At 45.2% G+C, this 22,377-nt stretch carries 20 protein-coding genes; 11 read left to right on the top strand and 9 right to left on the bottom strand.

Annotation, left to right across the window (positions count from 1 at the left end; genetic code table 11):
* Positions 1–148: 148 nt before the first annotated feature.
* From H5T41_03155 to H5T41_03145, 3 genes are all read left to right on the top strand, one after another.
* Positions 149–781 carry a histidine phosphatase family protein gene (locus H5T41_03155; GenBank protein ID MBC7107780.1) on the top strand — a complete coding sequence of 211 codons (633 nt, stop codon included), beginning with the start codon at positions 149–151 and terminating at the stop codon, positions 779–781.
* 524 nt (positions 782–1,305) lie between these two features.
* Complete coding sequence (locus tag H5T41_03150; GenBank protein ID MBC7107779.1) at positions 1,306–1,671, top strand: hypothetical protein; 366 nt, start codon at positions 1,306–1,308, stop codon at positions 1,669–1,671.
* A gap of 93 nt (positions 1,672–1,764) precedes the next feature.
* On the top strand, positions 1,765–3,165 hold the full coding sequence (locus H5T41_03145; protein ID MBC7107778.1) for a dihydrolipoyl dehydrogenase: 1,401 nt from the start codon (positions 1,765–1,767) through the stop codon (positions 3,163–3,165).
* A gap of 223 nt (positions 3,166–3,388) precedes the next feature.
* On the opposite strand, the gene H5T41_03140 is transcribed toward H5T41_03145, so the two are convergent.
* The 3 genes from H5T41_03140 to H5T41_03130 all read right to left on the bottom strand — a co-directional run bounded on the left by H5T41_03140 (position 3,389) and on the right by H5T41_03130 (position 5,829).
* Positions 3,389–4,285, bottom strand: coding sequence for a PHP domain-containing protein (locus H5T41_03140; protein ID MBC7107777.1), 897 nt, complete (start codon positions 4,283–4,285; stop codon positions 3,389–3,391).
* A gap of 214 nt (positions 4,286–4,499) precedes the next feature.
* Positions 4,500–4,613 (bottom strand): desulfoferrodoxin FeS4 iron-binding domain-containing protein, encoded by a 114-nt coding sequence (locus H5T41_03135; protein MBC7107776.1) that lies wholly within the window; start codon positions 4,611–4,613, stop codon positions 4,500–4,502.
* Positions 4,614–4,644: 31 nt separating this feature from the next.
* On the bottom strand, positions 4,645–5,829 hold the full coding sequence (locus H5T41_03130; GenBank protein ID MBC7107775.1) for an FprA family A-type flavoprotein: 1,185 nt from the start codon (positions 5,827–5,829) through the stop codon (positions 4,645–4,647).
* 150 nt (positions 5,830–5,979) lie between these two features.
* Between H5T41_03130 and H5T41_03125 the strand changes: the two genes are divergently transcribed.
* Complete coding sequence (locus H5T41_03125; protein ID MBC7107774.1) at positions 5,980–6,615, top strand: DedA family protein; 636 nt, start codon at positions 5,980–5,982, stop codon at positions 6,613–6,615.
* Here H5T41_03125 and H5T41_03120 read toward each other — a convergent pair.
* Entirely contained in the window at positions 6,603–8,372 is a 1,770-nt protein-coding gene (locus H5T41_03120) for a ribosome biogenesis/translation initiation ATPase RLI (protein MBC7107773.1), read from the bottom strand. The two genes, H5T41_03125 and H5T41_03120, sit on opposite strands and share 13 nt — an antisense overlap.
* A 350-nt stretch (positions 8,373–8,722) precedes the next feature.
* On the bottom strand, positions 8,723–8,866 hold the full coding sequence (locus H5T41_03115) for a hypothetical protein (protein ID MBC7107772.1): 144 nt from the start codon (positions 8,864–8,866) through the stop codon (positions 8,723–8,725).
* Between the two features lie 496 nt (positions 8,867–9,362).
* On the opposite strand from H5T41_03115, the gene H5T41_03110 reads away from it, so the two are divergent.
* From H5T41_03110 to H5T41_03100, 3 genes are all read left to right on the top strand, one after another.
* Positions 9,363–9,857 (top strand): MGMT family protein, encoded by a 495-nt coding sequence (locus H5T41_03110; protein ID MBC7107771.1) that lies wholly within the window; start codon positions 9,363–9,365, stop codon positions 9,855–9,857.
* Positions 9,858–10,541: 684 nt separating this feature from the next.
* The gene (gene metG, locus H5T41_03105; GenBank protein ID MBC7107770.1) at positions 10,542–12,758 is read left to right on the top strand and encodes a methionine--tRNA ligase; all 2,217 of its coding nucleotides are present in this window, start codon (positions 10,542–10,544) and stop codon (positions 12,756–12,758) included.
* Positions 12,755–13,417: a PHP domain-containing protein gene (locus tag H5T41_03100; protein ID MBC7107769.1), complete on the top strand. Its 663-nt coding sequence runs from the start codon at positions 12,755–12,757 to the stop codon at positions 13,415–13,417. The genes metG and H5T41_03100 overlap by 4 nt, the downstream gene beginning before the upstream one ends.
* On the opposite strand, the gene H5T41_03095 is transcribed toward H5T41_03100, so the two are convergent.
* Complete coding sequence (locus H5T41_03095; protein ID MBC7107768.1) at positions 13,418–13,777, bottom strand: roadblock/LC7 domain-containing protein; 360 nt, start codon at positions 13,775–13,777, stop codon at positions 13,418–13,420.
* A 302-nt stretch (positions 13,778–14,079) separates the two neighbouring features.
* Here H5T41_03095 and H5T41_03090 point away from each other — a divergent pair, with 302 nt between their 5' ends.
* Both H5T41_03090 and ftsZ read left to right on the top strand, forming a co-directional pair.
* Positions 14,080–15,174, top strand: a complete 1,095-nt coding sequence (locus tag H5T41_03090) for a class I tRNA ligase family protein (GenBank protein MBC7107767.1) — start codon at positions 14,080–14,082, stop codon at positions 15,172–15,174.
* Positions 15,175–15,343: 169 nt separating this feature from the next.
* Positions 15,344–16,525, top strand: coding sequence for a cell division protein FtsZ (gene ftsZ / locus H5T41_03085; protein MBC7107766.1), 1,182 nt, complete (start codon positions 15,344–15,346; stop codon positions 16,523–16,525).
* 59 nt (positions 16,526–16,584) lie between these two features.
* Here the strand turns inward: ftsZ and H5T41_03080 are convergent, their stop codons facing one another.
* Entirely contained in the window at positions 16,585–18,528 is a 1,944-nt protein-coding gene (locus H5T41_03080) for a phosphoadenosine phosphosulfate reductase family protein (GenBank protein MBC7107765.1), read from the bottom strand.
* Positions 18,529–18,632: 104 nt separating this feature from the next.
* Here H5T41_03080 and H5T41_03075 point away from each other — a divergent pair, with 104 nt between their 5' ends.
* Complete coding sequence (locus tag H5T41_03075; GenBank protein MBC7107764.1) at positions 18,633–19,823, top strand: aminotransferase class I/II-fold pyridoxal phosphate-dependent enzyme; 1,191 nt, start codon at positions 18,633–18,635, stop codon at positions 19,821–19,823.
* 66 nt (positions 19,824–19,889) lie between these two features.
* Positions 19,890–20,123, top strand: a complete 234-nt coding sequence (locus H5T41_03070) for a hypothetical protein (protein MBC7107763.1) — start codon at positions 19,890–19,892, stop codon at positions 20,121–20,123.
* Between the two features lie 7 nt (positions 20,124–20,130).
* On the opposite strand, the gene H5T41_03065 is transcribed toward H5T41_03070, so the two are convergent.
* Together H5T41_03065 and H5T41_03060 are read right to left on the bottom strand one after the other, a co-directional pair.
* Positions 20,131–21,687 carry an alpha-hydroxy-acid oxidizing protein gene (locus H5T41_03065; GenBank protein ID MBC7107762.1) on the bottom strand — a complete coding sequence of 519 codons (1,557 nt, stop codon included), beginning with the start codon at positions 21,685–21,687 and terminating at the stop codon, positions 20,131–20,133.
* A complete protein-coding gene (locus H5T41_03060; protein MBC7107761.1) occupies positions 21,684–22,376 on the bottom strand; it encodes a hypothetical protein in 693 nt (230 codons plus the stop codon). Before H5T41_03060 ends, H5T41_03065 begins: the two co-directional genes overlap by 4 nt.
* Between the last annotated feature and the right edge of the window lies 1 nt (position 22,377).

Below are 22,377 nucleotides of genomic sequence, written 5' to 3'. Positions count from 1 at the left end.
AACAATTTTGTTTTTTTGAAATCTGGAGATAAAAGTTTCCTCGGCGAACAATCTGCGGAAATCTACTGAATCGATCATCAATAGAGATCATAATGAGGACGCCTGAAAATAAAATAATAAGAAAGCTATCTTGATGGTCAGGATTCATATGGATCTCATCCTCGTTAGACATGGCGAGACAGACTGGAATCGAAATCTTGTGTTCAGAGGACGTATTGATATTCCACTCAATGAGACTGGATTAGCCCAGGCAGCGGCGACGGCAGAAGTGCTGAAAAATCATGCGATTTCTTCTGTCTATAGCAGTCCTCTTCTTCGTGCGATGAAGACCGCTGAGATCATCGCAAAACCGCATTCGCTCCAGGTTTTTGCGGATGAAGATCTCATCGACATCAATTACGGCCTTCTTCAGGGCTTATCTGAGGATGAAGCAAAATTGCGTTACCCAAAATTGATTGAAGAGTGGAATTCGCATCCTGAAAAGGTGAAATTTCCTGGCGGAGAAAGCCTTATTGACGTATGGAATCGGACTCGGGATTTTTTGAATCGTCTCATGGCCTTGGGAGAACAGGAGACGGTGTTGATCGTTTCCCATCGGATTCCGATTAAGCTTATCACATTAGCTCTCTTAGGAATGGATCTGGAAAAAATGAATATGATCAAACATGATACATGTGCGATCTCGACATTCCGGCTTGAATATGGATGTGTCCAAAAATCATCGCTCAATGATTCTCGACACCTTTTGCACCTTGGCGTCAGTCAAATGAAGGACTTTTGAATCATGTCGGCTAAGCACTAACACATGTGGACGAGTGACTCTTAATTATCCCAATATTTGTTTGTCGCACCGTTATTATTCCAAGAATCGATCCATAGTTCAATTGTGACTTTTTTCGTGAAAGGTTCAAAAAAAGCTAGATGTTTACGAAATGGAATCATTAGTTTTGTGTATCATAAGTCAAAATTTCAGATAGTAAACTAATATATGCTTTTCCGAACTATTTCAAACTTTGTTGTTTGCCCTCTGGTTAGCAGATAGAGCATAAACTTTCTCGTTTGCAGCTGCATCATCAGATTAGTGTATCCATCCTTTTTGAAATGTGATCAAATTGTTCACTTGAGTGCGGATGGTTGGATCGATAATCATACTGGGTACAACAAATTCAGTACGAAGAATATTTTTGAGAGAAACTTAAATAGTCGCACAACAGAATTCATCATGGAAGGGAGAGCGAAAATACTGCCCTACGGAAACATGGGGGTGTATTTTTCGCATGCCACCTGAAGGGCGAGGCATTGTAGATGGTTTGGGACTCGCGCAGGATCGCTTACGGTACGCTGATTTTCGTCTTTTTTCTAGTTGCACTGGCGATTGCAGAACTCATTGCGTGGTACCTTGGCGATTGGCTCCTATTGATTCCAATATTGCTCGTTGAGTGTGGTGTGTTTATCATTATACTCGGTATCTTGATCGCTATCAAAACGGAGTATAAGCGAATCGACTCGATTACATCGTATTTTGTTTTCTGGGGTTGTCTTGCTTTGATCGCAGGAATATTGTGGCTGGCAAACGGGTGGTTTCCTGGGAATATACCTGTACTCATTGCGGTCTTTCTTATCTGGCTTGCAGCGATGATACTTGTTCTTTCAATAAGAGGGAGAAGATAGGAGAATAGGGAGCCAATCATGGGGATTGCTTTATCATAAATTTTCCATCGGAAAAGAAATATAACGCATGCGGTTCATTATTCGATAATCAGTATGGTTAGAGAATATGATCTTATCGTCATTGGTTCTGGCGCTGGCATGAATATCGTCGATCGCGCGCGTCGAATAGGTTTGCGCGTTGCTCTCATCGAAAACGGACCGCTTGGTGGTACATGCCTCAATCGCGGTTGTATTCCTAGCAAGATATGGACTTATCCTGCTGATGTCATTCGATTAATAGAAGATTCACATAAAGTAGGAGTCAGGGCTGAAGTGACTCATACCGATTTCGAGCTCGTCAGAAAGAGAATGTGGAATCTTATTCTCCATGATCGCCAACAGATGGAAAGAGCAGTTGAAGCCGATGAAGGACTCGATTTCTATCATATGACTGGATATTTCATCGATCGGAAAATGCTGCAGGTCGGTGATGAGAAAATCCGCGCTGAGAAAATCATGATCGCATGTGGTGCGAGAACACGCGTTCCAGAAATTCCCGGCCTTGAAGATGCTGGTTATCTTACATCCGAAACGATCTTTGATATCGATCGTTTGCCAAAAAGTCTTGTTATTCTCGGAGGAGGTTATAAGGCGTGCGAATTTGCTCACTTCTTTTCTGCTTTCGGAACCGCTGTGACAATCATTGGCCGAAACCCTCGTCTTTTACCGAAAGAGGAACCTGAGGTGAGCGCACTCGTTCTCAAAGAGATGTCACGTTTTCTTGATATCAGAGTTAATCAGGAAGTCATCAAGATCAACAGAGGAAGAAAACGGCATACAATCATTTTCAAGGATCGTGAGACCAGCGCAAGGAATGAGGTCGAGGCGGAGAAAATTCTTGTCGCGACTGGAGTAAGAAGTAACGCGGATTTAGTCCGTGCTGAGTCGAGCGGCATTGCACTTGATGACAAGGGGTATATTGTCGTCAACGAGTTCCTCGAAACAAACGTTCCGGGTGTGTGGGCGTTCGGTGACGTCATCGGCAGAAATATGTACCGTCACACGGCAAATTATGAGAGTGAGATCGCATGGAATAATGCTTTTGGGACGAAAAAAATCGCAGTCGATGAGCATGCCGTTCCCCATGCCATTTTCTGTTATCCCCAAGTCGCAAGTGTTGGCTTGACCGAAGCTGAAGCGGTGAAACGCGGATATGATATTCTCATAGGAATCAACATGTATTCCAGCTGCGCTAAAGGCTACGCTATGGCCGAAGAAAATGGCTTCGTAAAAGTGATCGTTGAGTCGACGACAAGAAAGATTATTGGCGCGAGCATTGTTGGGCCAGAGGCTGCAATACTTCTCCAGCCACTCGTCTATCTCATGAACGCTGGAGATCAATCGTATCATCCGATAGCACGGAGTCAGACAATTCATCCCGCTCTCAGCGAGGCAGTGGTAGGGGCCTTTGGGAGATTGCATCCTCACGGACAACACGATCATTCGCACGAATAATAGCACCTGTACGGATCATCACTGGAATCACCAAACTGTTGAAAATCCATCGCATGTCAAAGAGGAATAATCATACAAAACACGAAGGAGCGAATCAATAATCTCGAAATGATAAAAATCGATGATTCTCTGTCCTCAATTTCTTTTATCAGCTTAGAAGTCATATCAGCATTTCTGCAATACTCGTGTAGTCTTACGGAAATTTGAACCCCTTCACACATTACTATCTGCCACCATTTTCAGTTTCATGTCTTTTGGCTAGTCTTTTTAAAAAGCGCTCGCCAGTAATAGCGCAAAGATACGGAATTGGTGGCGTCAAATAAATGATGGATCCGAGCAAAGCAAGCATCTTTTTTCCAGTGCTCATGAGACTGATTTTTTTGATGACAGGATCATGCAGGTCAACCTGCTTAATCATCCCGAAGATCGATCTCAAGATCATAACATCGGATGCGAAAACGACGCCGACACTCCAGGAAATTGCCTTCTGGAGGGGCATTCTCACACCACTTGCATTTGTCCTTTTCATGAGAATTGCTCTCCGAAGATCTTCTGCATTTTCACCTTCGAAGGTTGTATAAGCGTAAGCGATCGTACCGAGTGCATGTGAGTCGCTTCCGCCGACAATTGCCCATTTTCCAGATTTACTTCGCTCGGTTGCTAAGCTATTTGCATATCCATCAATGTGCCCTGCATTGATAGTCTCGATCGCGTCAATATCGAGATTCTCGATTTTCTCACCAAGGCTAGGGCAGTGAAGACTGAAGGGATGAGGTGCGATGACAATTCCGTCTTGAGATCTGATCCTATCAATCGTCTCCTCCACGGTCAAATGAGGTGGGATCTCCTCATTCAAATAAAGACCTATGATTTCACCATCCAACGTGCTGATTTCTTCTCCGATTACAACATCAATATCATTTTCTTTAGCGTATTCTTGAGCTTTGGACGCGCCGAAAATCGTGTTATGATCAGTGATGCACAAAACTCTGAGACCCACCGATCGTGCCTTTCTTACTGCATCTTGAGGTTCGACGACAGATTCGGGGAATCTCAAAAAACCGAGCCTTGCGATTCCCGAGTATTTTGTATGAACGTGAATGTCAGCTCGACTCTCCATCCGCACATGATATCAGATTCAATGATATATACCATTCGGATAATTTGACTTGGAAACTATTCCATCGTGTCTCCTTTTTTTTCGTCAATTTGAGTCAGATATTCGAAACTTGTGGATTCAATTGAACAATTTGAAAGACCAAGTTTAACCTTTTTAATCTCATGAATCTTCTGAATCTTTCGTGATCGAAAAAAGAAAAGATTTGGTGAAAATATCACAAGCATTTCATCTCTTGCCCACAGCAAACCAGTTTCCCTTTTCCCGCCTCCAGCACTTTGACCTTATTGCCACAGATTTCACATAGGTATGTTTCGCCAACTTCCGTCACATTTTTTCCTCCATTCAATCATTTTCAAATTCTAGAGTTTCATTTCATTTGCTTTGATCCTCTTGCCAATCATCTTCCCGTAATCTACACATTTTTCCATCTTTTCGCCTTTTGGAACATACTGGATTTCAAGATCCTCAAGCATGATCATTCCGGCTTTTTCCGCTTGTTCTCGCAACGCTTTAACCGCACCACCTCCCCAACCATATGAACCGAAAAGTGCCCCGATTTTGCCTCTTGGTCTAAGTCCCTTAAGATAAACCATGAAATCTGCAACAGTGGGAAATGGGCTGTTATTTAGCGTCGGCGATCCGATTACAACAGCACGAGCATCGAGAACTTCGGTCATGATTTCACTTCTATCACTGTCTGATATCCTGAATAACCTTGTTTCAACCCCTTCGGATGCGATGCCTTCGGCGATCAATTCCGCCATTATCTGAGTGCTGCCCCACATCGTGTCATATGCGATCACTGCTTTTTCTTTTGTCTCCCCCTTTGCCCAAGAGAGGTAACGATTGATAATTTTATTAGGATCCTTTCTCCAGATAATCCCGTGAGAAGTCGCGAGGATTCTTATTGGAAGGTCTTTCACTTTCTCGAACGTTTTCAGAAATTGTGACCCAAATGGCATCAAAATATTGGCATAATACTTCGCCGATTCATAATCAAGACTAGTTGGATCAACTTCATCATCGAATCGTCTCAACGATGCAAGATGCTGTCCGAAACCATCCATGGTGAAGAGAATTCCCCTTTCGACAAGAAACGTAAACATCGAGTCTGGCCAGTGGAGCATAGGTGTCTCAATGAACCTCAGCGTCACATTCCCAACTTTCATTTCCTGCCCATCGTGGACTTCTTGAGCCTCAAGATTATCATAATGAAGTGATAATCCTTCGACTCCCCTCTTCGAAGCCAAAATCTTCGCGCCTGTCAGTTGTTGGGCAAGAGGAAGACTTCCTGAGTGATCCATTTCTACATGATTTGAAATGATCAAACCGATGTCTTTTGGATCAATGACGGATTTGATCCGCTCGATCATTTGGTCAAAGAATGGTTTTTTGACGGTGTCAACGAGAATGTTTGTTTCACCAGTAATCAGATATGCATTGTAAGTTGTACCTTTCGGCGTTTTGTAACCATGAAAATTTCTCACATTCCAATCGATTGCTCCGACCCAAAAAACGTCCTCTGCGATTTTCACAGCCTTCATTCAATCGCCCAATTGGAAAAAGGAAGCAACCTCTATCTATATTTTCGCAGTCATTTTTTGGCAGTCACTCTCTCGATTTATGATCAACGGGGAAGGATTGCTCCGATCAATGGCCAATATTTTAATAAGGGTACTTGAATCCTCTTTGCAATGGGTATTATTGAATGGGGCATATTGTTCATTAAGAACCTCATACTCGATCTTGGTTATCCTGGCATCGTTCTTTTGATGGCTATTGAAAGTGCCTGTATACCAATTCCCAGCGAAATCATCATGCCATTTTCGGGGTGGCTCGTTTATGAAGGTAAGATGGACTTAATTGCAGCTTCTGTTGCTGGCGCTATAGGGTGTACACTCGGATCGATTATCGCATATATCGTGGGATTCTACGGTGGGAGAGCATTCGTCCTGCGCTATGGAAAATATGTATTAATCGATGAAAAAGCTCTTGTGGCAGCTGAACGCTGGTTTTCCAAATATGGCGACTCGATCGTTTTCTTCAGCCGAATCTTGCCGATCATTCGCACATTTATTTCTTTGCCCGCTGGCATGGCCAAGATGAATTTTTTGCATTTCGTAATACTGAGTTTTCTCGGCTCAGTACCGTGGTGTTTTGCTCTAGTTTATGCGGGATTTGTGTTGGGACCTTCGTGGGAAAGTCTATTAGAGATCTTCCGCGGACTCGATCTTATCATTATCGTCGCCATTCTCATCATACTGATCTGGTTCATTTTGAGGAGAAGAAACAAAATGAAGAGAAAATCAGAAACGGGTCAAGAAGAATAATAGTATTCGCCCTTCTCTTTTTGTTCTCTATCAAGCCTTGAATCTAACTTATTGATCCTCGGTCTGTTGGTTTCATTATCTCGTCGAAATGTCACACCGACATCTTTGAGAAAGAGGTTCATCCCTGTGCGCATATCGAAAGGTCCTCTTCCGAGTCCTTCCTTTCCAGGTATTCCTGAAAAGACCATGATGGAATCGGAGACCATATCAAGAAAATAGATGTCATGATCGACGACGAGCGCGCTCTTTCCCTGTTTTTCCATTACTCTTCTCAGCGTTTTTGCCGCCTCCATTCTTTGATTCGAATCAAGATAGGCGGACGGCTCATCGAGAAGATAGATGTCCGCCTCTCTAGAAAGACAGAGAGCGATCGCGACTCGCTGCAGTTCGCCTCCTGCGAGTGTTGAGACCTGTTTTTCATATAAATGAGTGAGGCCAAGCGGCTCCGCGATCTCGCTTTTGAAAAACCCTGATTCGAAAAAGTCTTTAACGAATGAATGGAAAAGCTCTCTCACCGTTCCCTCGAAATCCGGAGTGATATACTGAGGTTTGTAGCTTACCTTAACGTTTCGATCGATCGTCCCCATCGTCGGTTTCAGAACGCCTGCGAGCATCTTAACAAATGTTGTCTTTCCGATCGCGTTCGGTCCGACGACGCCAACGGTTTCACCCACCTTGATCGATCCGCGATCGACCCTTAATCTAAAACCGGGATACTGGTATCCCAGCGGTCCAAATTCGAGGAGTGTGGCAGTCTGCCAAGTCTCTTTCGGAGGTCTGATCTCGAATTCAATTCTTCGTTCCCGAAACCGGATGTTTTCTTCGGCAAGATAACCTTGGAGATACACATTGATCGCCACGCGCACCTGCCGCGGTTGAGCGAAAACACCGTATGCACCTTCGGAACCATAGACCAGGTATACATTATCTGCAAGAAAATCGAGGATTGCGAGATCATGTTCTATGACAACAACGTGCTTTCCCTGACCCAATGATTGAATGATCCTTGCGACTTTGAGTCTCTGGCTAATGTCGAGATACGATGAAGGCTCATCGAAGAAATAGATGTCAGCATCCTTCAACAGCGCGGCGGCAATTGCAACCCTTTGTAATTCCCCCCCAGAGAGTTTCTCCAGATCTCTGTCAAGTGTGTCCATTAGATCGAGCTTTTCTGCAACCTCATCGATAGACATGCGCTCCGCCACTCGTGAGAGAAGATCTCTTGTTCGACCTCTGTAAGCTGTCGGGATCTTATCGACGTATTGTGGTTTAAATGAAACTCTGATATCGCCAGAATAGAGCTTTTCTAAATAATCATGGAGCTCTGATCCGCTGAAGTGCTCGAGAACCTCTTTTTTCGAAGGCGGATTTTCATAATTACCAAGATTCGGCACTTCTTCACCCGATAAAAGTCTAAGTGCCGTCGTTTTACCAATTCCATTTGGTCCAAGTATGCCCGTGACGATTCCCTCTTTAGGTACAGGAAGCCGGTACAACCTGAAAGCATTCCGGCCATACTGGTGTACGAGATCCTTTTCGAGCTCTTCAGGCAAACCAATGATCTTTATCGCCTCAAACGGACACTTGTGAACGCAAATACCACATCCTACGCAGAGCTCCTCAGAAATCACGGGTTTCCCCTTTTCTCCCATCGTGATGGTTTCGACACCAGTTCGAACTTTCGGACAGTACTTGATGCATTCTATATTGCACTTCTTTGGCTGACAACGATCCTTAAGTAATGTCGCAATTCGCACAGTTTCAGCAATAATGATACCATTAAAAAATGTTCCTAGTCCCTTCCTCCCGCATGACTCAGTGCCCGATCACCAATCCTATCCATTTGAATAAGCTCTATTTTCAATACGACACGAGAATTAATCACTTGTATCTTTATTGCATTGTTAACTGGCTATCATTTTCGCTTTCTGCGTTATTTGGGCATAACTATCTGCAGTGAGAATTCGAACCCTGGCAGAGTATTCCAGAGATTTTGTGTTGAATCTTCTTGTAAAGACACGTGGAATCTCTCCGAAGTGCAGGTTTCTGGTAGCCAGTTTTGATCTTTGGAGGCATTGCACTTCTCTTGGTTTATCTCAGGCTTGTGTTATCTTTTCGCATTCTGCTTTCGTGCTTCCGGAATCGTTCTCTCTAAGGACTGCCAATCTTTCCCCCAAACAAAACTCTCACTGTTGGCAAGTATCCATGCCGATTTTCTTTTTGTGATGATGGTAATTTCCTCGATCATCATAGTTCTATTTTGTTTCAAAACTGTGGCTATAAATAGAAATGTCAAAATGTTAAGAGTATTGTCTGCGATTTCTTGGGCTCCTTCGAGATATCCAGCGTTAGTATTACTACTACCGTATTTTCGTATTCCTTTAGAATAGGAGATGCTAAGCAGATTCTTCTAGAAATGGCTTTTAATCACTTACGATTGCAAAATAATCAGGAAAAACAGATATTTCGCGTTCCTGCGCGAAGAAAAGGAGAATTCCATGTTAAACACTGCGACTCTACTTGACAAAGCATTTGCTATCTGGTATGAACCTCGCATATAAAGAACCTGAACAAATGAATGGACTTTAGATGATTTCTTCGCGGTGTAGAGAAGGTCTAGTCTAACCCTCGTACTTTTGAAAGCGAAATACACGTGAAAGAATTAAATAAGGACAAATTGTAGAATACTTGTAGAATTTTCGATATTAGTAAGGAAGATAGTATGGAAGAAATGAGGCAAGGATGAAATGAGTTACAAGAGGAAATCTTGGCAGGAGAAGCTGGCGGACAAAGATGGTTTTCCAAAGGTTTTGAAACTGGAGAAGAAGTTCCCCTGTTACAACGCCGTTCACAAGATGGGAGCTGAGGTAGGAGATGAAGTCGTTCTCGTTAACCCGAGCGAAGTCGTCGAAATAATGAAAAAAGTGCCGAAGGGAAAATTAATCACCATTGTTGAAATCTGCAAGAAAATCGCAGAAAAACACAAAGTCAGGGCCTGTTGCTCTCTCACAACAGGAATCTTCATTATGGTAGCAGCAAATGCGGCTGAAGAAGCTGCTAGGGAAGGTAAGAGTCTCCGTATTCCGTATTGGCGTACATTGAAGGCGGACGGGCTCTTGAATGAGAAATATCCCGGTGGAGCAGAGGCGCACAAAAAACTGCTGGAAAAAGAAGGATTCACGGTAACGCGGAAGGGGAAAAAATACGCGGTTGAAAACTATCAGGACTTCTTGGTTCAATAAAATGTGAAAAACGGATTTGTCGATCAGCTGGGCGTATGATGCACCTAACTTGGTGGGGCACAATTAAATAAGAAAAGTTCGCATTGACGTAAACATTTTCCTTGGCGTCAATGCGAAGAACATATATGAGAAGAGTTGAGAAATTTCCTGCAGTAAGATTTCATTTAGCCGCACTTCCGAAGGGTCGTTATTCAGATGGTCATCTTGCAATACGGTGAAAATCCATTGGAAAGAATAATGAAAATGAAAAATGCAATAAATAACGAAAACAACGATTTCTTTGGTGAATCGTAGCAATAAGTGACTTCTGTTTATCATTTAAACTCGTTTGAGAACAAGACCGGAAACGAATTGATACGTCCCTTAATAACCAGTGTTCGGAGGATAAGAAATATGACTGAGAAATCCTCAGCCCGTCTACCACAGCATATCGGTATCATCACCAGAAGTCTTGGGATCTAAAGTAATTTTGATAATTCCTTTCGCGATGCTATTATTCAGAACCCTTCCCGTCAAAATATCGCTGTTTTTTTCATTTCGCTTCACTATACTAGTTGAAACTACCAAAATAAGCATCGTTATCGTTCTTCTTGAATGTGGTACACCAGTCTGGCTCTCATATTAATCGCCGATTTGTAAATGATCAAACTTAAATCCTATGTGATTCATTCACCCTCGTTCCATATGGCTAGGATCCTGGTTTGCACTGCGTGGCCTTATTCCAACAGTCCGATACATCTAGGACATGTTGCGGGTTCGTTACTGCCAGGTGACATTTTCGCTAAGTATCACAGATTGAAAGGTAATGAAGTCCTTATGGTCTCTGGATCGGATCAACATGGAACGCCAGTTACAGTCAAAGCCGAAAAAGAAGGTGTTTCCCCGGAAGAAATTGCGGAAAGATATCACCAGATTAATTCAGAGGCGATCAGAGGTATGTTCATCACCTTTGATCTTTTTACAAAAACTCATACTGAAAATCATTTTGCCGTCGTGCACGACGTTTTTCTCCGGCTTCTCGAAAAGGGACATCTTTACAAGAAGGAAACACTGCAATATTACTGCGAAAAATGCGGGAGATTCCTTCCAGATAGATATGTAGAGGGGCGATGCAGAAACTGCGGATACGAAAAGGCGAGGGGTGACCAGTGCGATAGATGCGGTACCACATTTCTGCCTGGTGAACTTAATGATGCGGTTTGTACGATTTGCTCTTCGCCACCGGTACTGAAGGAAACGGAACATTATTTCTTCAGGCTTAGCGCGTTCAACGAATCTCTTCTAAATTATGTGAGCAGTAAAACCCACTGGAAGCCTAATGTCCAGACATTTACAAAGAACTGGCTTGAGGCCGGATTGAATGATAGGCCCATCACCCGTGACATGACCTGGGGAGTGAGCGTCCCGCTGCCTGGCTGGGAAAACAAGGTAATTTATGTCTGGTTTGAGGCCGTCATCGGATATCTCTCGGCATCGATTGAGTGGGCCAAGGGAACAGGAAATCCAGAGAAGTGGAAAGAATTTTGGACGGATCCAGATGCGAAGCACTATTACTTCCTCGGAAAAGATAATATTCCGTTCCATACGATTATCTGGCCGGCTATTTTGATGGGATATGGTGGTCTCAACCTTCCGTATGATGTTCCTGCAAATGAATATCTCACTTTTAAGGGAGAGAAGTTTTCGAAGAGCCGGGGGGTAAGCATCGATATTCCCAACATGCTCTCTCGTTTTGACCCAGACATCATTAGATATTATTTGGCTGCAAATATGCCGGAAAATCGGGACAGTGAATTCGACTGGGATGATTTTGAAGCGAAAACAAATAACGAACTCGTGGCTACGCTAGGGAACTACTACCATAGAGTTCTAAGCTTCACTTATCGTAACTTTGGATCGATTCCTGCGTGCCATGGCGTTGATGAGGAACGGAGGAAAGTCACCGATGCGATTTCTTTCGCGGTTAATGAAGTCGACCAGTATCTCTCAACCTGCCAGTTCAAAAAAGCGCTAAAAGCGGTGATGGATCTCGCTCAATTCGGAAACAGATTTTTCGATAGCGTCGCGCCCTGGGCTCTTCTGAAACAGGATAGAGATCGATGCGGGTCCGTTCTTAATCTAAATCTCGAGATCGTCAAAGCGCTCGCTATTTTATCCTATCCGTTCTTGCCCCGTTCGGCTTCTGATCTTTGGGCTTTGTTGGGTTATGAGGAAAGCCTCTTGAGTAAAGGATGGGATTGGATTTTTATCCCTGTTGTTCCAGGTCAGAAGTTGAGGGAGCCTCGCCCGCTGTTTTCAAAGATCGAAATTGAGGAGGATATGACAATGTTTAAAGAGTTCGAAAAATTGAATTTGAAGGTTGGTCAGATCATCAGTGCTGCGGATCATCCAAACGCCGATAAGTTGTATGTTCTCGAGGTTGATGTTGGAAAGAGAATAAGGCTCGTTGCCGGTTTGAAGGGTCAGTATGACAAGAACGAACTTGTTGGAAAAAAAATCGTTGTTGTGACAAATCTGCAGCCTGCCAAATTGAGAGGTGTTGAATCTCAGGGAATGTTGTTAGCGGCGGAACATTCCAACAAAGTTATTCTTCTTACGCCTGCAGAGGATGTTCCAGCGGGTACACCAGTTAATTCTGGCATGAATCCGTCTGATCGAGTTTTGCCATTCTCTGATTTTCAAAAGTTGAGGCTCGTTGTTGGCCAGGTCATTGACTCGAGGACGATAGATATCGGCAGACCCGTGAAGATCGAAATGAGGAACGACGTTCTCAAGAAAGGTAGCAAGATCGCGGTCTTTCTGCCATCTCCAGACGCCTCGATTGCCTTGCCACTTTTGACAGACAATGGCATTCTGATCACCGTGGACGGAGACATCGAGAACGGAGCATTAATTAGATGATGGCCGACCTCCATGTTCATTCAATTTATTCTGGCGATTGTAATCTGAAGGTCGAAGCGATTCTTGAAAAATGTAGGGCTCTCTGCATTCGTGCTGTTTCGATCGTCGATCACAATTCTCTTGAAGGCACGAATCAAGCACTTACGATCAAACAGAATGATGTCATTATACTGCCAGGTGTTGAGATTACAAGCAGCGGGGGACATGTGATTGCGTATAACGTAAGAGAAATTATTCCGCGCGGAAAAAGCGTCGAAGAGACGATCGACCTGATCCATGATCATGGGGGCATCGCTGTCGCACCGCATCCTTATCGTTTGTGGTCGGGGCTTGGAAGAAAAGAAATTATTGGCAAGAAATTCGACGCGATCGAGACGATTAACGCACGATCGTCGTCAAGGTCAAATTCTAAAGCGAAAAGACTTCTTGAAATTGTCGATTGCGGTGAGACTGGTGGAAGCGATGCGCATTCGCTATCTCACATAGGAAAGGGATATACACTCTTTCCAGATCATTGCGAAACTGCCGACGATCTCGTCAGGGAAATTCTCAACAGAACGACGAGAGCCGAAGGCGCATCGAGAAAATTTTCAGATTCCCTCAGTTACGGCGCAAAATGCATTTCCGAATGGATCGCGAGAGGCATGAGAAGATTGTAATTAGAGCGTTAACTCAATTTTCGAAATTATTTCTTTGGCATCGTTGGCGATTTTGTTCACATCTGCCGATGCATCCGTTGCCACTACGAGCAAATAACGCGGTCCAGCACCAGTTAAAATCAGATTTCTATTCGAAAGCTGCAGCACCACTTTGTTCAACGTGTCTTTTAGTTCTGCGGATGTCGTCTCCGCCGCGCCAATAATAATCGCGGACATGGCCGCAAATGTTTCCTGATGTACACCTCTCGGAGGATCGCCGGTAATATACATTCCACCTCTTGAGATAAGAGAAACGTCCAATACATGATCGAGATTCTTAATGTCATCCAAAACACTGCGTATCTGTGATAATTCACCCATCTTAATCCACACTCTCTACGAGCGCCTACCAAGAGTATAATCGAAGAGACACCATAAAAGCTTTTTCTATACAGTTTTCAAAATCCATAATGACCCAGGTGGGTCAAAAATAGTGTTTTGAAAGCGAGCGAGAAGGACCTCTATTTCCTCTTGCAATTATCGCGATCCATTTTCTCAACCTTATTCTAATCAACCTGCTAGAAAGATTCTAGTATTTTCTTATATGTATTGGATTTGACAACATGGCGCGCTTTTCTTTACGTCGACTGTTCGTGTCTCCTCAGAAGAGAGTGACCGAGGGGATGAGAATCGAAAAAATCCTTGTCCGGTCTTTTAAATCTCCACTGGCGGCCGAAAGAAGGCGCATGGAAAAACGAATATTACGCCATGGCACCAAGGATCCTTATGAGATGGTTGCAATTCTCTTGAAGTTTTATCACAATCCTGATCAAAAAGTTCGGATGGGCGTGAGACATTGTTTGTCTGAAATCACGAAATCTCGCGTCGGGATGGATGCTGTTCTCAATAATATCATTCATCCGAGCAGAGACGTTCGCAGAGCGGTACTGTCATTTCTCGGAGAGCACGTCGGATTTCACGCGATCACATACGCGTCATTTTACGAGCAGACAATGCTGCTCATCGCAATGGCGAGAAATAAGGAGATACCAGTTGATGATATTGAAGCGCTGGTAGAAGTTTCAAAGTCGACCTTTCTTGATGGTGAAGTGATTGAAGCCGTCAAGGACATTGCTGCATGCCTTGATTTCGTGAAACATAGGTATCGGAGCGCCGAGCAACTCCGTGCCTACGTTGTCGATATTCTCAGAATGGCACCTGATCTCTCACGAATGGGCGTCTTCAGCGGTGCAATTGAAGAACCTTTAAAAAAGGCGGTGAGAGCAAGCAGATCAAGAACTTACGACGAAACAAGGGAGATTATTGAGGAAAGAATGAAGGAGGCGACGGTGAGGAATGAGCTTTTGAGGATTGGAAGAACTGTCAGTGACTCTATCAAGGAAAGACCCGAGATGAAACCGTCAGACCTCGCCGGTGTCGATGTTTGGGCGATTTCAAGGTTGCACGAGTTGATAGACTCTGTCACCTCAGCGACAGTTTCTGGTAACAAAATGAGCGCCATCGAGATGTTGCGATCCTTTCTAGAGGATGAATTCCTCGAATTCTTTGAGGAGAGTTGCAAGAAACGCGTCGAAGAAAAGGAACCATCTGCTCTTTTTACCATATATATCATAGGCATCGTTTGTCTGAAGCTGGCATCGGCTCTTATGCCATCTTCCGCTGAGGAAATCTATCAGAAATACTATAGACAGTTCGAAGGGGCACCAAGCATTCATCTTGTTATGTGGCCTGAAATTGTTATGCATATTATCGGTTGAAAACTCAGTTTTTCTTTCATCTGATCTGAGATTGTTCCGAAAAGCCTTGATAAGGCACAGCAGTGTACATATCAGGAGTCGCACGAGGGTAGCACAAGTAGTCATCAAACTGGTCTTACGCAATATTTATATTCCAGTTGCAGCTTATCGTAAAACGAGGGATGCACTCATGGTGAATTCATTAGTGAAGCACGCTTTAGCGGTATCGAAATCTGTAAATGGTGACCAGCAGATTGGTCAAGGGGCCGTAAATGTATCTTCGGATATCGATGAAGAGCTGCGTAAGATCGCGGCTCAGATGGATGTCTGTATCAAGATCATCGGTTGCGGTGGAGGTGGGTCAAACACAATCAATCGATGCGTCGACGCTGGCATCAGTGGAGCGCAGCTATGTGCAATTAACACTGATGCAAAGCATCTCCTGACAATTCGTGCGCCAAAGAAGATTCTCATAGGAAGAACTGCAACAAGGGGACTTGGCGCCGGCGCAATACCGGAAGTTGGTGAACAAGCGGCGAGGGAGAATGAGCTCGAAATCAGAGAGTATCTGAGAGGGGCACACATCGTTTTCGTCACTGCTGGTTTGGGTGGTGGAACAGGTACTGGAGCAGCGCATTTTGTTGCAAGAATCGCCAAGGAATCGCTTCAAGCCCTGACAATCGGCGTTGTTACATTACCGTTCAAAGCTGAAGGAACGGTTAGAATGGAAAACGCACTTGCGGGTCTCGATAAGTTGAGACGTGTCTGCGACACGACGATCGTCATACCGAATGACAAGCTTCTGGAGCTCGTTCCGAAACTCCCGATTGATGCAGCGTTCAAGGTGGCCGATGAGGTCTTAATGCAGACAATGAAAGGTCTCACCGAGATCATCACGAAACCGGGACTGGTGAACCTTGATTACAGCGATATCCAGACTGTTATGAGAGAAGGAGGAATTTCATTCGTTGGCATCGGCGAATCCGATGATGAGGATGATCGAGTCGAAGCAGCGGTTAAGGAAGCACTTACATCGCCATTGCTCGGTGAAATTGACCTAAAGGATGCCAAAGGTGCCCTGATCAGGGTGGTCGGTGGTCCTGACATGACAATTGCGGAGGCTCAGAGAGCCGCTGAGATCGTCACAAACAGTGTGAATGAAAGGGCAAGAATTATCTGGGGTTGCTCGATTGAACAAGAACTAAAGGGAACGATCAAAGTGCTCCTCATCGTCACAGGTGCAAAATCGAAATACATGTTCGGAAGAAGCGACTACGATTACGAGGATAAGCTAGCCAGCGATTTTGCTCCCCGGAGGAATACAAAAGGATACAGTTCAGCGAACGACGACGGAATCGATTTTGTGCGTTGAGCGTGGAGGCAATCTGGTCTCGCGTTGGTCGAAGATCTCTGCATAAATATGACTGAGACTTAGAATTCGAAAGCGGAGTCGCCAAAGCTGAGTGCAGGACACGGTTCGATACAATTTCCGCAGTGAACGCATCTGTCTGGAAGAATTCGAATGTGATCCTGCTCGAGCATGAGTGCACCCTTGTTGCATCTTGCGATGCATACTCCGCACCCGACGCACTCCATGGCCTTGACTACTGCTTGGCGCACCTTTTCCACATTTTCTTTTATTTCATCGGGGCTTTGTCCCTTCGCAATAATCGCCCCCTCTTTCATCACGATCACATCATTAACTCGACAGAAATTTCCCTCAGAGTCGATGTCAACCTCTCCAACGATGTTGAGCAGGTTGCAAACCGCCACGAAATTCAGAGGTTTGTTGAAGATACCCTCAGCACTGTAACCTTTGATGCACGGCGAATACCCCTCCTGCATGATGAGTGTCAAGCCCCTCTGTGTTGCTCTCAACCGCTCGGCTTCATTGGTATCATGTTGTTGCCGGAGTGCATCTTCCTTGCCAAGGCGTTTGAGCTCATCAATAATCGATTGTGGAATCCTTTTCCATCGCCACAGCCCGAGATCGACCCAATCCGTCTCAAACCCCTTCTTCAAGGCATAATTATAGAGGTAATCTTTCCATTTCTTGTACAACTCACAATTCCTTTCAACGATTTCTAATTCGGACAAATCTGAGGCTGGGCAGAGGTAGCATCCGATTCGATCGAGCCCCCTTTCATACCATGGATTATATTTTTCACCCTTCGAAAAGATATAAAGCCACACATGCAAGGCTGTCCAATCCTGGATCGGCGACGCTCCAATTTGACCAGGCGTCCATGGATTCTTCCATACACGATCCTTTTCCGCCCTGCTCTCCGACTCATATCTCCTCTGGCCGATGAATGAAAGGAGCCCTTCGGGAAAATATTTCGTGATTGCCTTCACCGTAGGACCGAGCTTATTTGTCTTGCAGCACCACCTGTAATCTCTTCCTGGCGGTCCAAAAATATCGAGATGTCCGTAGAAAGCATTTTCACTCGCCTTTTCGATAATTACTTTAAGATCATATTTCTTAGCTATCTCCAAAACATGATGAACGGTCTCTTCAAACTCGAGACCTGTGTCAATAAAAAGTATGGGAAATCTAAAGCCTGCGTCGATTGTGAGCAACAGGCACGCGAGGCTATCCTTTCCGCCAGAAAATGAAACAGCGCAGGGAAGACGATTCTTTTCAACAACCTCTCTTATAAATCTCGTCGCTTCATTAACCCTTCTCGAAATGACTGCTTCATTAGCTTTCAAAACGTCTGACCAATTTGTTTTTTTAGCTTGCGAAGAATGTTCCCGAGGCCTTTCAGCCCACCTCACTTTGACCGCTACCCCTCTTCCTTTCTTTATCATCTCCTTTCCAGACATACGAGCCGTGCCTGTTGCAAATGCGTGACGATCTTTTGTTAAGACAACGACTTCATCTCCAACCTGAAGCTCTTCCGCAGTTTTGAGAACTCCTGGCGCCATAAGGTTCGCATGATGTTCAACAATTGACTCAACTGTACCATCATCAGCGATTACGAACCCTCGTTCCGCTATATCACCGATGGCTCTAGCAGCTGGCATGCGCAGTATAAATTTCCATCCCTTCCCGATATCGTATCTAAGGGCGCCAACGACTTCACCGTTGATAATGACCTCATCCATACGGTCGAGCGCCGGAACTTTATTCAGCAGAACGATTGTTCCTTCGGGAATAACTCTCTTTCCGCATCCCACACCGAACTGCTTGTCGACAATTTCCACGATTTTCTTAACATCATATGGAAATGCTGGGCGAACATCGCCTGGTGGCGTCATATCGACGACATGCGTCTCTTTTCCACAAATCCCACATCTTGTTTCCTCTAGTATTGGCAGATTGCAGTTGCGGCACCAGCGGAGATGCATTTTTCCAAGGTGTACGACGCCCACGCCATAGCGAGTTACAGAATTCGTATTAAAACCTATCCCAATCTTTCGAAATACCACGCCCAGTATTGAAAGGTAAATTATACTTGAAAGGATTTCGCGGTATTGTGATCAAGGCAACACGACGATCGATGGGCTTGAGTTCACCGATACGGGATTTCCTTGTCTACGCGAGACAGCTTGAAGAAAAAGGCATCAGGGTTCTCAAACTTAACATTGGAGACCCCAATAAGTTCGACTTCGAGACGCCGAAGCATATCAGGGAGGCTCTGTGCCGTGCTGTCGAAGAGTGCGATAATGGATATGCTGATGCGGAAGGGATAGCGGAGCTGAGACGCGCGATTGTGGAAAAGGAAAGAGAAAAAAACAGCATTGATCTGGACATTGGAGATGTTGTGATCACAACGGGAGTCACCGAGGCGATTCAGGCCGTGATCGCTGCGTCGATCGAACCAGGTGATGAGTTGTTACTGCCCGGTCCTGGTTATCCGACTTACTCCGAGTACGTTTCGTTCTTTGATGGTGTCCCAGTTCCTTACAAAAAGGATGAATCAAATGACTGGCAGCCAGACCTGGAGGATATGAGAAGAAAGATCACGAAGAAAACGAAAGGGATCGTTGTAATCAATCCCAACAATCCTACTGGGGCAGTTTATTCGCAGAAAACACTAAAAGCGATCGCGGATCTTGCTGGTGAATATGGGTTGTTTTTGATTACCGATGAAATCTACGATCTCATGACCTTCGATGGAACACACTATTCTCCGTCAACGCTTGCGCCCGACGTGCCTGTTATCATTTTCAACGGGTTTTCGAAAGTCAATCTCCTGCCAGGTTGGAGGCTTGGTTATATCGCTTTTCGGGATGCTGGTGGTCAACTTGAAGAAATAAAATCAGGAGTTATGCGTCAGCTTAGAGTAAGACTTTCAGCAAATCATCCATGTCAGATCGCAATGCTTCAGGCACTAAAAGGTCCAAAGGATTACATGGAGGAAACGAATCGGAAGCTGAGGGAAAGAGCGATCTTTGCGTACAAGAGATTTAATGAAATTGAAGGTCTAAGCACGACGAAACCCAAGGGAGCCTTCTACATCTTTCCAAAAATCGAATCGAACAGGTGGAAGAGCGACAGAGATTTTATCCTGGATGTGCTGCTCAACGCTCACATTCTTTTCGCACCAGGGTCGGGGTTCTGCAGGACATATGGGATTGGACATTTCCGGTCGGTTTTCCTCCCGAGCATCGATATATTGTCCGAAGCGTTTGATAGACTAGAGCACTTTTTGAGAAGCAGGTGAGCGGGTCGAATTCTCGTTCTCCTTGCTAGAAAGAATAATAAGGATGGAAGGCTAAGAACTCCTACGATGTGGATTAGCGGCTGCGGCTACGCCTGCGAAGTATGTACGATCAGGAAAAATGGTCGATGCCTCGGTTGTTCGCCTGAAAACAAACAGACATCCCTGTGCAGACTTTTTCAGTGTTTTGAATCAAAAGGATTTGAGACCTGCCTTCAATGTGACGATCGTTTGAAATGTGGCAGGTATAGCATCGCGCTTAAACAGTGTCCGATTCGGCGCTCGATCGTTGGCCACTGGTAAGATCAATTCAATCGTCAAATCCTTCCCATGATTGAGGGAAGACCTTTTCGAGACCAGCGAGTTTGACACCCGTCATTGCTGCCGTATTGAGATCGATTGCCCTGAGGTCATCAGCTGATATGGTATCAAGTCTGTCGTGACCTGACAGCATGGCCAATATTTTTAACTCTTCAGCGCAGGCGCGGACGAAATTAACGAGTCGCTGAGAAGCTGCTTCGACATTAAGGCAAGCTCTAAACCGTGCTTCCTGAGTTGCAAGTCCGTAATGACACGCACCCTTATGACACGACATGCATCCCCGGCAGCCGAGGGCGATTTCCGCCGCAGCGCCAAAGCCCACCGCATCAGCTCCAAGGGCGATCGCCTTGAACGCATCCGCACCATCTCTGATACCTCCAAGGGCGATCAGCTTTACCTTACCCTTCAGACCCATGTCCTTCAATGCCTTCGCAGCTTGACGGATGCACGCGATTGTCGGAATTCCCGCGTTTTGTGTGACAACTTCAGGCGAGGCGCCAGTCCCACCTACCATCCCATCGATTGAGATCGCATCAACACCAGCCTCTGCGGCGATGTATGTGTCTTCGTAGGGAAGGCTCGGACCCATTTTGATCATAATGGGCTTTTCGTAATTCGTTAAATCACGGAGTATTTCGACCTTTTTCTTGAGATCCTTCTGATCGATGATATCGTAATGCCTGCACGGCGACAAAGCATCCGTTCCCGGCGGTAATCCCCTGATCATTGCGATATCTTCTGTTACCTTCTTTCCAAGCAGATGACCCCCCATCCCAGGCTTGGCCCCCTGGCCGATCTTGATTTCGATTGCATCCCCCGCTTGAAGGTAGTCCATCGAAACACCCCATCTCCCTGTAGAATATTGCACGGCAAGATAGCCACCGGGATTCCATCTCCTGACACCTTTTCTGAACGATTCTTCGTTTTCGTAGCCATGTGCGAGGATCGCCTCACCTGGAAACATCCCACCTTCACCAGTATTCGCAAGTATGCCCAACTTTGCGGCCGCAACGGCAAGTGCCATCTTTCCTTCTCTTGATATTGCCCCGTAAGACATGGCGGCGAAGACAAATGGATAATTGAGTTTAATCGGCTTCGCGCACGTTCTCTCACCGATTGTAACTTCCATTCTGAATTTCTCTCTGTATTTGTCCTTTGGAGGCCTTGATGCGAGTTGTGATGGCACGACGACGAGTCCGTCAAAGTGCGGTATGTTTCCCATCGTGCCGTAGCCTCTGATCTCGTATTCTCCTGTTTGTGCCTTTCTGTGAATTTCCTCGATCGTCTGGGTTGTCCAGATGCCTCTAGAAAGTGACTCTGGTGTTGCGGGTCTCACATAAATGCAGCTGTTAGGACAGCCCTGTTCCATGCATATCTTGCATCCCACGCATGCGATTTCGTTCGCAACATACACTCTTCCTTTCTCATCTCTTGCGAAAACTCCCTGTTCGCAAGCATCAATACACGCTCCGCATTTCCATGGTTGTTGCCAACTTCTGCATCTATCCCTCTCGATAGTGATCCAGTAGTGTCCGGCAAGCGTCATCGCACCCCTCCGCTTTCTGGTGCCTGCGTTTTTTCGCTGTAAAAAGGTCTGAGAGTCGCTGGAATAATTTTCTGAAAGGCACGAGGATTGAGATTCAATCCTTCAGCTGCCAAAAGTGTGCCGAGTTTATCAAGATCTGAATATCGGAGTTTTTCCAATTTAGCATTGTTTCCGAGATCCCTGTACGATCCAGCAATGTAGATCACGCCTCGAATCATGTAATCACCCAACGCTTCTCCTGCATCACCAAGCACGACGATGTCACCCCCCACCATGTAAGTCCCTGCGTTATTTCCGATATCGCCTTCCACAATGATCGTTGCACCTTTGTTCATCGTTCCAAGAAAATTGCCAGCAGACCCCCTGATCCTCACAATTCCTCCGTAACAATAGACCGCAGCGCCATCTCCAACGTCCGCACCGACCTCGACTCTCCCGGCCGTCATGCCATCACCGATAAACCTACCTGAAGACCCCGTTACAACGAGCTCAGCACCAGCGTTCAGTATCCCAAAATAATCGCCGACATCACCATGGACGAGAATTTTCCCGGAACGTAACCCTGCGCAAAGGCCGTCGATGTGCGAGGCGTTGAAGATCTCAATGCGGTCATTTTTTCCGATCAGTTCCCTTATTCTCTCATTACATTCCCGCATATTTAATTCCGTACCGTCAATAGAAATGACCATT

Source organism: Methanomassiliicoccales archaeon (assembly GCA_014361295.1).
GTDB lineage: Archaea > Thermoplasmatota > Thermoplasmata > Methanomassiliicoccales > JACIVX01 > JACIVX01.
Note: the sequence above shows the minus strand (reverse complement) of the source record. Positions and strands in the feature narration are given on the sequence as shown.

What these genes read in the sequence shown, in the direction of transcription:
- H5T41_03155 (MBC7107780.1), top strand. Translation starts at nt 149, where the DNA reads ATGGATCTCATCCTCGTTAGACATGGCGAGACAGACTGGAATCGAAAT.
- H5T41_03150 (MBC7107779.1), top strand. Translation starts at nt 1,306, where the DNA reads ATGGTTTGGGACTCGCGCAGGATCGCTTACGGTACGCTGATTTTCGTC.
- H5T41_03145 (MBC7107778.1), top strand. Translation starts at nt 1,765, where the DNA reads ATGGTTAGAGAATATGATCTTATCGTCATTGGTTCTGGCGCTGGCATG.
- H5T41_03140 (MBC7107777.1), bottom strand. Translation starts at nt 4,285, where the DNA reads ATGGAGAGTCGAGCTGACATTCACGTTCATACAAAATACTCGGGAATC.
- H5T41_03130 (MBC7107775.1), bottom strand. Translation starts at nt 5,829, where the DNA reads ATGAAGGCTGTGAAAATCGCAGAGGACGTTTTTTGGGTCGGAGCAATC.
- H5T41_03125 (MBC7107774.1), top strand. Translation starts at nt 5,980, where the DNA reads ATGGGTATTATTGAATGGGGCATATTGTTCATTAAGAACCTCATACTC.
- H5T41_03115 (MBC7107772.1), bottom strand. Translation starts at nt 8,866, where the DNA reads ATGATGATCGAGGAAATTACCATCATCACAAAAAGAAAATCGGCATGG.
- H5T41_03110 (MBC7107771.1), top strand. Translation starts at nt 9,363, where the DNA reads ATGAGTTACAAGAGGAAATCTTGGCAGGAGAAGCTGGCGGACAAAGAT.
- metG (MBC7107770.1), top strand. Translation starts at nt 10,542, where the DNA reads ATGGCTAGGATCCTGGTTTGCACTGCGTGGCCTTATTCCAACAGTCCG.
- H5T41_03100 (MBC7107769.1), top strand. Translation starts at nt 12,755, where the DNA reads ATGATGGCCGACCTCCATGTTCATTCAATTTATTCTGGCGATTGTAAT.
- H5T41_03095 (MBC7107768.1), bottom strand. Translation starts at nt 13,777, where the DNA reads ATGGGTGAATTATCACAGATACGCAGTGTTTTGGATGACATTAAGAAT.
- H5T41_03090 (MBC7107767.1), top strand. Translation starts at nt 14,080, where the DNA reads ATGAGAATCGAAAAAATCCTTGTCCGGTCTTTTAAATCTCCACTGGCG.
- ftsZ (MBC7107766.1), top strand. Translation starts at nt 15,344, where the DNA reads ATGGTGAATTCATTAGTGAAGCACGCTTTAGCGGTATCGAAATCTGTA.
- H5T41_03070 (MBC7107763.1), top strand. Translation starts at nt 19,890, where the DNA reads ATGTGGATTAGCGGCTGCGGCTACGCCTGCGAAGTATGTACGATCAGG.
- H5T41_03065 (MBC7107762.1), bottom strand. Translation starts at nt 21,687, where the DNA reads ATGACGCTTGCCGGACACTACTGGATCACTATCGAGAGGGATAGATGC.
- H5T41_03060 (MBC7107761.1), bottom strand. Translation starts at nt 22,376, where the DNA reads ATGGTCATTTCTATTGACGGTACGGAATTAAATATGCGGGAATGTAAT.